Source organism: Altererythrobacter sp. CAU 1778 (assembly GCF_054482795.1).
This window is the reverse complement of the sequence record NZ_JBTLRP010000001.1, coordinates 669427-683159: the sequence shown is the minus strand read 5'-3', so window position 1 is coordinate 683159 and position 13733 is coordinate 669427. Positions and strand designations below refer to the sequence as shown.

Annotated in this window: 15 protein-coding genes; 10 read left to right on the top strand and 5 right to left on the bottom strand. The window is 61.9% G+C overall.

Going from position 1 to position 13733, the window contains the following annotated elements; genetic code table 11:
- Positions 1-5 precede the first annotated feature (5 nt).
- From ACXYN8_RS02985 to ACXYN8_RS02955, 7 genes are all read left to right on the top strand, one after another.
- The gene (locus ACXYN8_RS02985) at positions 6-197 is read left to right on the top strand and encodes a hypothetical protein (protein ID WP_458887818.1); all 192 of its coding nucleotides are present in this window, start codon (positions 6-8) and stop codon (positions 195-197) included.
- Between the two features lie 72 nt (positions 198-269).
- On the top strand, positions 270-920 hold the full coding sequence (locus ACXYN8_RS02980; protein ID WP_458887817.1) for a hypothetical protein: 651 nt from the start codon (positions 270-272) through the stop codon (positions 918-920).
- Between the two features lie 214 nt (positions 921-1134).
- Entirely contained in the window at positions 1135-2022 is an 888-nt protein-coding gene (locus ACXYN8_RS02975; RefSeq protein WP_458887816.1) for an exonuclease domain-containing protein, read from the top strand.
- A gap of 88 nt (positions 2023-2110) precedes the next feature.
- The gene (locus ACXYN8_RS02970) at positions 2111-3010 is read left to right on the top strand and encodes a hypothetical protein (RefSeq protein WP_458887815.1); all 900 of its coding nucleotides are present in this window, start codon (positions 2111-2113) and stop codon (positions 3008-3010) included.
- Positions 3007-3564 (top strand): hypothetical protein, encoded by a 558-nt coding sequence (locus tag ACXYN8_RS02965; protein WP_458887814.1) that lies wholly within the window; start codon positions 3007-3009, stop codon positions 3562-3564. The genes ACXYN8_RS02970 and ACXYN8_RS02965 overlap by 4 nt, the downstream gene beginning before the upstream one ends.
- A 243-nt stretch (positions 3565-3807) precedes the next feature.
- Positions 3808-4494 carry a hypothetical protein gene (locus ACXYN8_RS02960; protein ID WP_458887813.1) on the top strand — a complete coding sequence of 229 codons (687 nt, stop codon included), beginning with the start codon at positions 3808-3810 and terminating at the stop codon, positions 4492-4494.
- On the top strand, positions 4491-5318 hold the full coding sequence (locus ACXYN8_RS02955) for a hypothetical protein (protein WP_458887812.1): 828 nt from the start codon (positions 4491-4493) through the stop codon (positions 5316-5318). The genes ACXYN8_RS02960 and ACXYN8_RS02955 overlap by 4 nt, the downstream gene beginning before the upstream one ends.
- A gap of 289 nt (positions 5319-5607) precedes the next feature.
- Here ACXYN8_RS02955 and ACXYN8_RS02950 read toward each other — a convergent pair whose 3' ends face one another.
- The 5 genes from ACXYN8_RS02950 to ACXYN8_RS02930 form a co-directional block, all read right to left on the bottom strand.
- A complete protein-coding gene (locus ACXYN8_RS02950) occupies positions 5608-6804 on the bottom strand; it encodes an ABC transporter permease (RefSeq protein WP_458888894.1) in 1197 nt (398 codons plus the stop codon).
- An 8-nt stretch (positions 6805-6812) separates the two neighbouring features.
- Complete coding sequence (locus ACXYN8_RS02945; protein WP_458887811.1) at positions 6813-7523, bottom strand: ABC transporter ATP-binding protein; 711 nt, start codon at positions 7521-7523, stop codon at positions 6813-6815.
- A gap of 7 nt (positions 7524-7530) precedes the next feature.
- Positions 7531-8832, bottom strand: a complete 1302-nt coding sequence (locus ACXYN8_RS02940; protein WP_458887810.1) for an efflux RND transporter periplasmic adaptor subunit — start codon at positions 8830-8832, stop codon at positions 7531-7533.
- Complete coding sequence (locus tag ACXYN8_RS02935) at positions 8829-10256, bottom strand: efflux transporter outer membrane subunit (protein WP_458887809.1); 1428 nt, start codon at positions 10254-10256, stop codon at positions 8829-8831. The genes ACXYN8_RS02940 and ACXYN8_RS02935 overlap by 4 nt, the downstream gene beginning before the upstream one ends.
- 353 nt (positions 10257-10609) lie before the next feature.
- Positions 10610-11626 (bottom strand): NAD-dependent epimerase/dehydratase family protein, encoded by a 1017-nt coding sequence (locus ACXYN8_RS02930; protein WP_458887808.1) that lies wholly within the window; start codon positions 11624-11626, stop codon positions 10610-10612.
- A 485-nt stretch (positions 11627-12111) separates the two neighbouring features.
- Here ACXYN8_RS02930 and ACXYN8_RS02925 point away from each other — a divergent pair, with 485 nt between their 5' ends.
- From ACXYN8_RS02925 to ACXYN8_RS02915, 3 genes are all read left to right on the top strand, one after another.
- Positions 12112-12681: a DUF7010 family protein gene (locus ACXYN8_RS02925; protein WP_458887807.1), complete on the top strand. Its 570-nt coding sequence runs from the start codon at positions 12112-12114 to the stop codon at positions 12679-12681.
- A 134-nt stretch (positions 12682-12815) separates the two neighbouring features.
- Positions 12816-13154: a YybH family protein gene (locus tag ACXYN8_RS02920; RefSeq protein ID WP_458887806.1), complete on the top strand. Its 339-nt coding sequence runs from the start codon at positions 12816-12818 to the stop codon at positions 13152-13154.
- A 168-nt stretch (positions 13155-13322) separates the two neighbouring features.
- Positions 13323-13688 (top strand): hypothetical protein, encoded by a 366-nt coding sequence (locus tag ACXYN8_RS02915; protein ID WP_458887805.1) that lies wholly within the window; start codon positions 13323-13325, stop codon positions 13686-13688.
- Positions 13689-13733: the final 45 nt, after the last annotated feature.

The following is a 13733-nucleotide window of genomic DNA, read 5'->3' as shown; positions in this document are numbered from 1 at the left end:
ATGCGATGATCGCAATCGCGCGATTATCATGCGTGTCCGCTTCGCTTCCTTTCGTCGTCGGCTCGCGCCCGTCGTTGCGTCAACGCACGATCGACGACGGCCAATTCGCTGCTTTCGCTGTGGAGCAAGCGCTCAAGCGGACGAGAAACCCGCCGATCTTTCCCGATAAACGCCTGCCGCGACAAGTGCGCGGCTGACCGTCGATATCATCCAGCGAACCCAGCGCCATTCGCTGCTGTCGCTGGAGCGGACAGGAAAGAAACGAAATCATGAGAAAGACGGATTACAAGACGCAGAACGACGTCGATGCGATTGCCACTCAATTATTGCAAGAGGCCGGCGGCGATCTCGACCAGGTGTATGGGAACGCCGTTGCTACCGCGCTTGGCATGCCGAAAGGCAACCAGTCGATCTACGACAAGGTAGAGGACTGGAAGAAACGCATGGAGGCACAGGGCATACGACATGTTCGGCAGGCCCCCGACGGCCTGCGAGAGGAACTCGAAAGGCGGCTTCGAGCGGGTGTCGAAGACATGGTGCATGTCGCGCTGGGGCTCACGGGGAAGACCATCGACGAGGAGCGTCAGCGTAGCGACCAGACCGAGTCCCTGCTGCGCAAAGAAATCGCTCTCCTCGAAAACGAGCTCGTCGACGAACAGGAAGCCCGTGCGCTCACGGAGGGAAAGGTCGAGACAATGTCGCAGCAGCTGTCCGCACTCATGAGGGAAGCGGCAACCGAAAAGGCTCGCGCAGACCTAGCCGAAGCTAGGTTAGACGAAGTCCGTAGCCAGCACGAGACCCTCCTCGACCGGTTGAATGTTGCGCCCGCTCGTGGCGAGCGTGTGCAGGAGACATTGGAAACCAAGGAGGAAGACGAAGGATACCCCATCGACATGTCGCGGTACGATTACGAGGAGTAACGCATCCTCGCGATAGACCGAGAGCGGGGCGGCCGAGAGGCCGCCCTTTTTTATTTCCGCAACAGGAAAACATGACCGCCTGCACGGCGTCATGCGAACCTTGAAAAGACTGGAGTGGAGACCTGCCGGGTGAACCGGCAAGGTGAAAGGAAAAGAGCGTGAACGCTCGGCTCTCGCCTCGCCGGTTCGGCAACGAACCGAAAGGCAAATTTACATGAACACCGAACATCTGAATCCTGGCAGCGAAGCGATCGCGCATCGCCTTGCGACCGATGGCGATTACCGCGTCCTGCGCTCGGTCCCGCGCCCCTATTTCGATGCGCCAAAAGGCGCGCCGCCCGATGCTCGCTGCATCGCACTCATCGACTTGGAAACCACAGGTCTCGATCCCGCCAGCGATCGCATCATGGAACTCGCGATAATGCTCGTCTGGGTGGACGAGAATGGAGAGGTCCTGAACCACGCGGCGCCGCGCATCTGGCAAGAAGATCCGGGCGTGATGATTGATACGCGCATCACCTGGCTGACGGGCCTTGCGAACCATCACCTGATCGGCAAGTCGATCCCCGACGAAACGGTCGTCGCCATGCTGGACCGCGCTGACCTGCTGGTGGCGCACAATGCGTCGTTCGAGATCGCCTGGCTGGAACGACGCTATCCGCAGCTCGCCGGTGCTGCTTGGGGATGTTCGATGAAGGACATCGACTGGCTACGCGCGGGGATGGACGGACGCGCGCAGCAATGGCTGCTGGCACAGGAAGGCTGGCATAGCACTGCCCACCGCGCGGGCGACGATGTCTGGAGCCTCTTCTGGCTTCTCCAGCAGCGTCGCAGCGGTTGGGGTGCCGATCCCGAGCGCACCCACTTCAAACGCCTGCTGGAAGGCACCGATAGGAACACCACGCTTGTGCGCGCGACCGGCTCGCCGATCGGGAAGAAGGATCTGCTGAAAGCGCGGCAATATCGCTGGAACGCGGGCGCAAGCGTCTGGGAGAAGGAGATCGAGCCTGAGCTCGTCGATCACGAGCGGGCCTGGTTCTATCGCAGCGGCCTTCCGGAGCCGACGCTCAGCCCCATGACTGCACACGAACGGCATCGGTGACCGCAGCTCATCATCCAACCTTTCACGACCCTCACGAAGGCCCGCCCGACCCGGCGGGCCTTCGTGCGTCTGCACCGGAAGAAAACACATGACCGACAACATCCACACCATCGCCACCGATCTTGCCGCGTGGGAGCGCACGCTTGAGCGGCAGGCAAACGCCTGGCTCGCCGTGCGAGCGCGGGAAGAGACGAGCTGTCCGCGCGTCTTCCTCGTCTGCGATTTCGAGTTCAAGTTCCGGCGCGAGGCGCATGGGGCCTGGGCCTACGGCCGCGAACCGAAGTTCGACCAGCGCGGCCGTCGTAAGGAAGAGAAAATCCGCTGGCCGTTCCAGACCATCGCCGCGGCCGCCTGGATGGTGGTGCGGTTCGACAGCCAGAGTGACGTTCCCAAGATTACCGAACCGGTCGTCATGACGCTCGCCGATTACGCCGAAGTCGACATCCTGCGCGGGCTGTTCGACGCGCTTGATGCGATCGGTCGCGGTGCGCGGATGGCGACCTGGGGTGGCGAAACACGCGACCTCGCCGTGCTGCGCTACCAAGCCTGCCGCCATGGCCTGGACCTCCCGGTCCACCTGCACGATACCTCGCCCCACGCGCGCGAGCGGATCGATTTGTGCCGTTCGACGACTGTGCAGGCCGATCCGGTGCATCTGGACGAATACGCCGCGGGGTGCGGCATCCCCGCCAAACCCTCACCGCCCGAGGCCATCGGAAAGCTGGCCGAGGCTGGCGAGTGGGATGCGGTGCACGACCACGTCCTCGCCGACGTACTGACCACCACGATCGTCGCCTTCCGCTGGCTCGCCGCCATGGGCGAGATCGTCTACGACCGTGAGCACAGCGCGATGGCCGTTGCCGACGCAGCGCTGGCGGCCTGTCCGAACAGCGCGTTCGTCATCCGTGACTTCAAGCCATGGGCACGAGACCGGCTGCGTTCAGCGGCCTTACGGGGAAATGTCTATCGGATGGAGCAGGCGGCATGATCGCGGGCCGCCGCAGGTCGCACCCGCGGGTTCTGGTCTCGGTCTGTATCGATTGTGGCCAGACGCCAGGCGCCGCGCTGCTCGTGGTGAGTACAGTCGCACTGCACGGCGCGCGGTTCGCACTCGATCGGCGTTCGTTCGGATCCGCCGAGGCGCAAAGCACTATCATCGCTTCTATCGCCGAGCGTATCCCGTGCGATGCGACGGTGCTGTTGCGCACGCCGCGTATGCAGGATCACGCGTTAAGGCATAGCCTTATCCTGGGCCAAACGCTGCCACCTCGCCACCCGGCACTGATCACACGCTACCGGCCCGATCTCAGAACGATCTGCCTGGCCTGCGAACGACGCGAACTCGCCGATGCTGCGGCCGCCTACGACATTGTCGCCGAGAGCGGTCCCCTGTGGACGTCGTCGGAAGCAAAAGCCGCATGCGAAGCGCAGGCATTGTGGCTCACCTTCCTGTGGACTCACTGCCGGCCGAAGCAGCGCGACTGGCTGGCCTCGGCATGGGAAGCGTGGCGCGTGCTCGAGCGGGCACGCAAGGCGACCTGAAAGCCGGACAGGGTCACTTCGCCGCGACGGCGTAGCGCCACCGGACCGGCGGTCGTGATGACGACTATGACGATGGAAGGAAGAGGGAGGAAAAGATGACTTGATCCAGCACGATGGCGGGAGCCGGCACGGCCCGTCGTTCACAATCTGCCGTGCCATCCGCGCCCGCCATCCGGCGGGCGACCAGCAGCCGCTTGTCCACATGGGACAGCGGCTTTTTTCGTATCAGAAGGATTTATCGAAATGCCCAAGAAGAAAACCACAGCCAGCCAGGCGCTTGTGCCGGTCGGAGGTACCAAAACCTACCCCATCGCGGACACGCAGATCGAGGCGACGCAGGTGTTCCACGTTCCCGCACGCCATCCGTCGGGTGACGGACCCTGGAAGCACGAGCCGGACAAGCTCGCCTGGGTCGATCCTTCCACCGGTCTGCCCTGTACGATCCTGCGCGAACAGGACGGGGTACTGGGAGGCTATGTTGGGGTGGACGAAAATCATGCCCTGTTCGGCTTCGAGGTCGACGCGGTGCCAGGCGCACTCGGTATAAGTCCGCACGGCGGCCTCGACTACGCGGCGCCCTGCGAGGATGGGCCCACGGAGATCACCATCTGTCATCCGAAAACGGCTAATCGGAAACGTCCGGGCCGGAACAAGGATGGTGATGACAATCACGGCAGCCACGAACCGCTGTGGTGGTTTGGATTCCAGTGCGATCGGAACCACGATCTGGTCCCCGGTCGTCAGGTAAGTGCGAACGACCTCGGCGCAGAGAATGGCCGGGTCTATCGTGATATCGCCTATGTTTATTCGCAGACGTGCAGGCTTGCTCGACAGCTCAGGGCGGCTGTCGACGGAACAAGCGATAGCGACACCCAGCTCGATCCGGCATCCCCGCCGCCGGTCGGTCTCGATCCGGAGCGCCGCCGGTGAGTGCGCGCGACTGGGACGAGATTCCCTACACCGACCGGTTCAACCCGAATCTGCCGTGGGGCTACTGGCTCGTGGCGCAAGGCGAGCTCGATGGCTTTCCGCCCCTGACGGACCATACCGGCAAAACCTGGCGCAGCGTGCGCGAGTACTTCTGGGCGGAGCGGTTGGGCATGGCCGCGATCCCGCGCAGCGATACCCGCAACGAGGAGCTTGAATTCATGCTAGCCACGCTGGTGTCGCTCGACCGCCGGGTGATCTACACCGAGGAACGCGCGGTCGACCTGTTCGGCAGTTGGGACCGGAGCAGGCATTACATGAGCTGGCTCGCTGGCCACAAGCTGCTGATGCCGCAGCCGGAAGCCGATCCCGCCGCCGACCTGTCGCCCGAGGGACGCGCGGTCCTGGTGATGCTGGCCTCCACGCGGAGCCCGGACGCGGCGCCGCTCGCGATCGGTCTGCCCACGCTAAAGTCGTTCCACGGCCTTACCGGCACCCCCGATCAGGACGAACGCGATCGCCTGATCGCGGCGCAGGAGCGTGCGACCCTGCACCTGCAATACCGGTTCGGGCGCAAGACCATCGCAGGCCAGCCAGCCATCGTGCTTGCCGGGGTGGGCTTGGGGCCGAACATCCCGCTCACACGCGTTCTATGGTCCGTTACGTTCGCGGACGGTTACGCACGCGACAGGATGCTGTTCTGGCTCCACGAGCGCATCGACCGCTGGCCTGACTGGGGAGAGCTTGCCTACCGGCAAGGCGCCCGAGCGTTGAGCGAGCGGCTGATGCAGCTCGCATTCGCCGATCGGGAGATTGGTGGCGATTGAAACGATACTGGGGTGGCTTGTTGCGGTGAGTCGCCCCACCCCCTTTTTTGCATCCGCATTCGCCGATCTGCGTTAGTGGAGTTCGCCAGTCCCAGTCGCTGAGAAGTCGTCCGCGCGCGTAGGAAAATGTATGGCAATCCTAGCCGACGGCGTTCGAGCATTCTGAACCATCGATCCTGACCGCATCTGGGCTGGCCACGGACCGTCAGCTTCGGCGATGAACACGGCCAAGTGCGGACACTTGGCAAATCGAGAAGCGAGTGGATCGCGCGGTTTGCCAATGTTCAGCCTACTCATGGCGCAGGGCGTCGATCGGATCGAGCTTGCTGGCCCGGTGCGCCGGGTAATAGCCGAAGATGATCCCCATCACCGCGCTGAAGACGAAACTGATCAGGTTCACCATCGGGTCGAAAATGAACGGCAGGTCGATCGCACTGGCCAGCGCCACCGAGAGCCCGAAGGCGAGCACGACGCCGATCAGCCCGCCGAAACAGCACAGCACCACCGCTTCGGTGAGGAACTGCAAGCGCACTTCCCTGGCCAGCGCGCCGATGGCCAGGCGGATGCCGATCTCGCGGGTCCGCTCGGTCACGCTGACGAGCATGATGTTCATGATCCCGATGCCGCCCACCAGCAGGCTGATCCCGGCGATCACGGTCACCACCGCGGTCATGGTCCCGGTGACGGTGTTCACCGTATCGTTGATGTCGGCGGTGTCGATGATGTTGAAATCGTTCGCTTCACCCTCCTGAATGACGCGGCGTTCGCGCAGGAGATCGATTAGCTGCTGCTGGATCGAGGCGCTGGTGTAGGAATCGTCGTATTTGACCACAAAGAACTGGATGTTGGTGCCGCCGGTGAAACGGCGCTGCACGGTCTTGAGCGGCATGAACACGACATTGTCCGCATCCTGACTGCCGCCAACCGCGCTCGACCTTTCACCGATGATGCCGATCACCTGGCACGGGACGTTGCCGACCCGCATTTCCTCGCCCAGCACTTCGCCTTCGACGAAGATTTCGTCGACGATCTTGGGACCGACGATGCACACGCCCTCCCCGCGTGCGCTCTCTTCGGCTGAGAACCCGCGCCCCTCGGCAATGTCGATCGACTGCGCGGTGAAGAATGCCGGATCGCCGCCCTGCACGGTGGTGAGCCAATCCTGGCCGTTGTGGAAGGCGGTGGCACTGGCCTGGGCGGACCCGGCCGCGCTCGACACGCCGGGTATCTGTCGTTCGACCGCCACGACGTCGGCATCCTCGAACGGCGCGGGCTGCCGGCCTTCGACGCTTTCGGGGAAGACGATGAAGACATTGGAGCCGAGACCGGCGATGTCTTCCTGCACATTGGCGGTGAGACCGCGGCCGAGGGTCACCATGGTGATCACCGCCGCCACGCCGATGATGATGCCGAGCGTGGTCAGGAAGCTGCGCAGCAGGTGCCGCCGGATCTCGCGCAGGGCGAGGAGGAAGGTCGCGCCGAGCATGCGCAGCTTCATGACGCCGCCCCGGCTCGCTTACCCTGCTCGACCCGCTGCACCAGACCGTCGCGGAAGTGTACGATGGTGCGCGCATAATCGGCCATCTCTTCCTCGTGCGTCACCATCAGCACGGTGATGCCGCTGTTGCTGAGGTCGCTGAGGAGTTCCATGATCTCGAGTGAGCGTTCGGTGTCAAGATTTCCGGTCGGCTCGTCGGCGAGCAGCACGTCGGGATCGCTCACCAGCGCCCGGGCGATCGCGACCCGCTGTTGCTGGCCGCCGGACAGCTCTGCCGGGGTATGCGTGGCCCAGGACAGCAGGCCGACCTTGTCGAGCGAGCGTTGCGCCGCCTCGCGCCGGTCTTTCTTCGACTCGCCGCGATAGAGCAGCGGCAGCTCGACGTTCTCGAGCGCGGTGGTGCGGGCGAGCAGGTTGAAGCCCTGAAACACGAAGCCGAGATAGCGGCGCCGCAGCAGGCTGCGCTGATCCTGGCTGAGCGACTGCACCTCGACCCCGCGGAAGCGGAAGATGCCGCTGGTCGGCACGTCAAGGCAGCCGAGGATGTTCATGGTGGTCGATTTGCCCGACCCCGACGGCCCCATGATGGCGACGAAATTGCCGCGCTCGATCGTCAGGTCGACGCCTTTCAGCGCCTGGAACGCCGCCGGCCCGGTCCCGAAGGTCTTGGTAATCCCTTCCAGTTCGATCAGCGGTGCCTCGCTCACGCGCGCCTCACTTGTCGCCCGCGCCGATGCCCGTCACGATCTTCATGCCGGGCTGGATCTTCTTCGACGTGACCACGGTGAAGCGCCCGTCGCTGGGGCCGGTCACCACCTCGATCGCGCGCAGGTCGCCATTGGCCTCCACGGTGTAGACGGTCTGCCGGCTGCCGATCCCGATCGAGGCTTCCTCCTTCTGTTCGAGGCCGATGTCCGGTTCACCGAAGATCCCGCCAGCCTCGTCTTTCTCGTCGGGATCGAACCGCAGCGCGCCGTTGGGTACCAGCACCTTCTTGCCGGTGCTCTGCGTCGCAATGCTTGCGGTTGCGGTCATGCCCGGCCGCAGCAGCCCCTCCGGATTGTCGACGATCAGGCGCGCTTCGTAGCTGACCACCTGCTGCGACTGCTGCGCCTGTTGTTGCTGCGCCGAGACCGCGATGTTGTTCGACGCGAGGTCGACCCGTTCGACCCGCGCCGGAAAACGGCGGCCGGGATAGGCATCGACAGTGAACTGCGCTTTCTGCCCCGCTTCCACCTGGCCGACGTCTGCCTCGTCGAGATTGACGCGCAGCTGCATCGTGGCGAGATTTTCGGCGAGGACGAACAGCGTCGGCGTATTGAAGCTCGCCGCGACCGTCTGCCCGGGCTCGACCTGCCGGGCAAGGACCACGCCGGAAACCGGGGCGCGGATCACCGCTCGGCCCGACTGGGTCTGGGCGGTCGAGAGCTGGGCCTGCACCGCGGCGACATTGGCCTTGGCCGAGGCGACGCTTGCCTGGCCGCGGCGGACGGCGGCGACCGCCTGTTCCATTTCGGCAGCCGACGGCACACGGCCGCCCGACAGGCGCTCGACCTCGCGCAGCCGCGCGAGCTGCGCGGCATCGGCATCGAGCGTCGCCTGGGCCTGCGCCACCTGCGCGCGGGCGGCATTGAGGTTCGCACGGCTCTGCACGATCTGGTCGTCGATGACGTCGGTGTTGATGATCGCGAGCACCTGGCCGCGCACCACCTGATCGTTGACGTCGACCAGCACCCGGTCGATCCGCCCAGAGATCTCCGAACCGACCTCGACCTGGTTGGTCGGGCGCAGATTGCCGGTCGCGGTCACTACCAGATCGAGCGACCGATTCTCGACCTTGGCGGTGACATAGTTCGGCTTGGGCGCGTCGGCGGAGCAACGCGCGATGACGAACACCAGCAGCAAAAGGAGCAGCGCGCCGCCCCAGATGCGCTTGCGCTTGTACCATTTCTTCGGTTTGCCGGTCTCGAGGTAGCTCCCGATATCCGGCTCGTCTGCCGTTCCTGTGTCGCTCATTCCGCTGTCCTGTCGTCCAGCCCGGGATCGCCGCGGCTGGTGGTAGGTTGGTAGTCGGCGGCGTTCCAGCCACCGCCCAGGGCCTGGGTCAGGCGGACGAACGCGGTCGCCCGGTCGGCCTGCGCGCTCACCAGCTGGTTGCGCGCCGAGAGCAGCTGGTTCTCGACCACCAGCAGCCTCTGGAAATCGATCAGCCCGGCCTGGTACTGGGTGCGGGCAAGCAGCGCCGAAATCTGCGCAGCGTCCAGTGCTTCGTCGGATAGCGCCACGCGCTCGGTCGCGGTGCGCTGGTCGACCGCGGCGGTTTCCACCTCCTCCAGCGCGCGCAGGATCGCCTGTTCATAGGATGCGAGCGAGGCGCGGACATCGGCCTCGGCACTGTCGACCCGCGCCGCGCTGCGGCCGCCATCGAAGATCAGCTGGGTAAGCCCGGCAAAGAGGCTCCCGCTCACGAAATCGAACAGATTTCCGATCGAGGTGCCGCTCGCGCCGATGGTGCCGGTCAGGCGCAGCGCCGGGAGCAGATCGGCGCGCGCGACGCCGACCCGCGCCGAGCTGGCGAGGAGACCGGCCTCGGCCACGCGAACGTCGGGGCGACGCTCCAGCACTTGCGCCGGAGCCGCGAACCGGGTGAGCATCGGCGGCGCAGGAACGAGGGCGGGATCCCCGGCCCTGAGAGCCGCGAGCACGCGGCCCGGCGGTTCTCCGACCAGCGTCGAAAGGGCATTGGCGGTGGCCGCGAGATTGCTTTCGAGCAGCGGGATCGTTGCCGCGGTCTGCGCGCGCTGGGTGCGCGCCTGCTCGACATCGAGGCTGGAAACCAGCCCCGCCTGGTTGCGCCACCGCGCAATCTGCAAATTGTCGTTCTGATAGGCGAGCGTCGAACGCGCAATCGCCAGCTGTTCGGCAAGCGCGCGGGCAGTGATGACCTGCGCCGCGACCTGCCCGACGATCAGGCGTTGCAGGTCGGCCAGCGAGTAGCCCGCTGCCGCAAGATCGGCGCGACTGGCTGCGGCATTGCTCGAAATGCGCCCAAACAGGTCGACTTCCCACGCCGCATCGGCGCCAAGCGTGAGTCGAAAGTCGTCACTGGCGAAATCGCCGAAATCGCGGCTCGCACCGGCGCGGCCGGAAATATCCGGGAAGTAGCCTGCGCGGGCGAGCCGCAATCCGGCTCTGGCCTGTTCGACCCGCGCGATGCCGATGGCGATGTCACGGTTTTCGACGATGGCCTGTTCGACCAGCTCGGTTAACAAGGGGTCGCCCAATAGGCTCCAGGATTGTGCCAGGTCGACTTCGCTCGATCCTTGCCCGGCTTCGACTTCGATCCAGTTGGAGGGCACAGCGACGTCCGGGGCCGGGACCGAGTTGTTGGGCGTGGCGCAAGCAGTGAGCGCGCAAGAAAGGCAAAGCGAAAACGCCACAGCCCTACTTGCGCAGATGCGATGCCTGTAAATTGCGACCCCCTGAATTCGAACTGCCGATGGGCTAACACAGCTTCGAATTGGGGCAACTGCAAATGCGATGATTGCCGAAGATTACGGACTATCCAAGCGACACGGTAGCTCGGCCGATTTGCCTTTTGGCGCGCCAGAGTTCTTGGACAGAAGCTGGGCCGATTGCGGACTGACCGCTTGTGGGACCCACTACCTCTAAAGCGGACCGTCGGATTGCGATCCCTTAGCTGCCGTTCGGTGCTGAACGGTTTGACTTTGTGGGTAGAACTCCGGAGCGAGCTTCAAGCCCAAAATTTCCAGATCTCGCGTCTCGGACGCGATCATTCTTTATTGAAACGCGCTTTTTCCACCAGACTGCGAACGGTATCCGCGATCGTCTCCTCAGGATCTCTGAATTGAAAAGACAGTACGTTTTGCGTGTGGCGACCCGAAACGTCTCGACGCTGATTCAACTCATCGCGGACCTGCTTCATTTCAGGCATAAACAATGCGGAAATACGAACCAACCAATCGGGCATCGTCAAGCGTGGAACTTTCTTTGCATGCTCAGGAACGCTGGACCGGATAACTTGCGCCATTTCCTCGAACCACATGAAACGACTGGAGACAGGAAACCGCTCGTCTCGTATTAGCTCTGACGGAGCTTCCAGCGCTAATACATGAGCGCGCGCAACATCGCGCACGTCGGCAATTCCCAAACCCATACGAGGAATCAAGGGCACCGAACCGTCAATCATCCTTTTGATAATTTCGATGCTCGTTGACGTCGATCCGTTACCTACGGGCCCCAAGACAGCAAAAGGATTGATTGAGCAGTAGGTCATTTCCGGCGCATTGGCGCGCGCCCATTCGCGCGCTGCCATTTCTGCACGAGTCTTTGACTCGTAATAGGCCGAAATATCTGCATTTGGATCGGTCCAATCCGTATGATCATACTTTTCCTTGCCGGGCTGCCCGTAGGCGATTGCCGCGACTGAACTTGTCTGGATGACCCGTTCGATGCCCTTGTCCTTTGCTATGCGAAGTATTCGCAAAGTGCCTTCTACCGCAGGGCGGACGACCTGGTCACGATCCTTCGGAGCAAGCAGCGGAAATGGCGATGCTACGTGAGCAATAGCATCGCAGCCGTCCATGGCTTCTGTCCAACCTTTTGCTTGGTTCAAATCAGCTTCGTGCAAAGACAAGCCTTGGTGTAAATCGGCAAACCGTTCCATCAGAAGAGCTTCGCCTTTAGCCAAGCTTCGAACAGTCGTCGCAACGTGGTGCCCGCGCTTGAGCAATTGTTCTATCAATTCGCCAGCTATGAAGCCGGTGCCCCCACTAACAAAAACTCTCATAGAACCCCCATCTGGCCTTACCTCTCTATCCCCAATCTACGGAGTTCAACTCGCCCGTTGCCTCCTGCGGAGTGAGCGTGAAAGCAGATAGGCGGGAACAAAATTTTTCATTCGCTAGCGAAGTTGCACACTTTTAGGGGCCTTTATTCATCCTGCTCCTGTCGCGAAAGGTCCGCCTGCTCCAATCCTACGAAGAAAATCCGCCTAACCGCTTTCCCACCCCAATCTCGGTCAACACAAGTAGACCCTGATCATTGCGAAAGCGGTCAGTTTGTTGAGTGGCATTTGACAGAAAATGGGCCGATTGCGGACTGACCGCTTGTGGGACCCACTACCTCTAAAGCGGACCGTCGGATTGCGACCCCCAAGCGGACATCACAGTTCGCACTCCGACCTCGTCGATTAATGTCTGATATGATTTGAAATCTCTTTTTTGTTCGCCGTATACTTGTATTGTTAAGTGCGGACCGTCGGGGGCAAAGATAGTGATTAACTACAATGAATTGACGTTAGCGGAGGCACGCCGCGCATATCTCAATTCGAGTACGGCGGCGATGCCGCTGGCCGGCCTCATTTGTTGGGGCGCTTTGGCAGCATTGGCATTCGTGCTGCGTGACACATTACAGCCCTGGATGGTCTTTCTTGCCGCGGCCGCACCCTTCCCGCTTGCACTTCTGATCGATAAAGTGCGCCGTGCTAAGGGTCTATCGATCGAAAGCCGTCGCAACCCGATAACGCAGCTTTTCATGCGATTTATTTTTGTGATCGCTCTTTTCATACCGTTTGTAGTGATTGGCTCTCTTGCAGCGTTGCAGATGAGCCTGTTGGTACTGGGATTGGCTTTGCTGGCAGGAATGATTTGGGTGCCCCATGGCTGGGGTGCGGATGATCCGGCGGGGTTGATTCACTTCGTTGTTCGCGCCGCGCTGTGTTACGCCGCCTACTTTCTTGCGCCTCAACCTTACGGTCCCGCCGTAATCGCCGCAGCGGCTGCGTTGACCTACATTTATGCGATTGCAGCTATGAAGAAGCCGGAGCCTGTGAGCAGAAACTAGAAATCTTGGTCGCTGCGATCTTGTTGACGCGACGGCTGCAGACCAGCCGAGTAGGGTTCCGCTTTCCACCCAGTGGTGGACGACTTCTAAGAGAAATACGCAAGCCCCCGCTTTTGCATGTGAGGACGATATCGATGGATTTGGAGCATTTCGCTACCCGATGGGTTGATGACTGGAATAGCCACGACATTGAGCGCGTGATCGGTCATTATGCTAAAGATGCCGAATTTCGATCACCCATGGCAGCGGACAGGCTGGGCAGCGGCATCGTCAAAGGACATGATGCTCTCCGAGCCTATTGGGGGCCGGCTTTGGAAAAGCGCCCGGCTCTTAATTTTCATTTGAAGAAAGTGTTTTTTGGATACCGCACCATCTCGATCCACTATGGAGATGAATTAAGCCGCGATGTCGTGGAGACGCTGCTCTTCAATGAGGATGGCAAGGCAGTCTTTGGTTGCGGCTGCTATGCGTAAGTAGCTCGCGCGCTTTCCACCCCAATCCTCGAACTTTATCGTCAGGAGCTAGCTACCGCGCTGCAGACATTCGACTGATGGCAGCTATGCAGCGCTTTGCGGCAGCTAGCTAATTCTAGTCGAACCAACAGACTGACCAAAGCGAAGTACATGCTTCAGGAGATACAAATGAAAGCGCTCCAACTCGTCGTCACAGCCTTGTTCGTTGCATCACCCGCTTATGCACAAACTCCCAATCCCCTTGAGGGCCGCTGGATTGTGGATCTGTCGGTCAATCCTGATGAGCCATATACGAAAACAATGGAATTGTACTTAGAGGCCGATGGAACCGTAACAGGCAACTTCTACGACAGCGAAATTCAAGCAGGCCGCTGGAAGTTGGACCGTGGCCGGACCTGCGTAAGTTTCAGAACTACTGATGGCGTTGGGCCCTATCATACAAGCGGCTGTCTGCGTGGAACCACGGTCGAAGGACAGACGTGGGCTGAGCATCGCTCTTTCCTCTTCAACTGGATCGCCACACGCGCTGACTGAACCCTGCTGTGCTTCATAAAATGTCGGCTTTCCACCCTATAAACA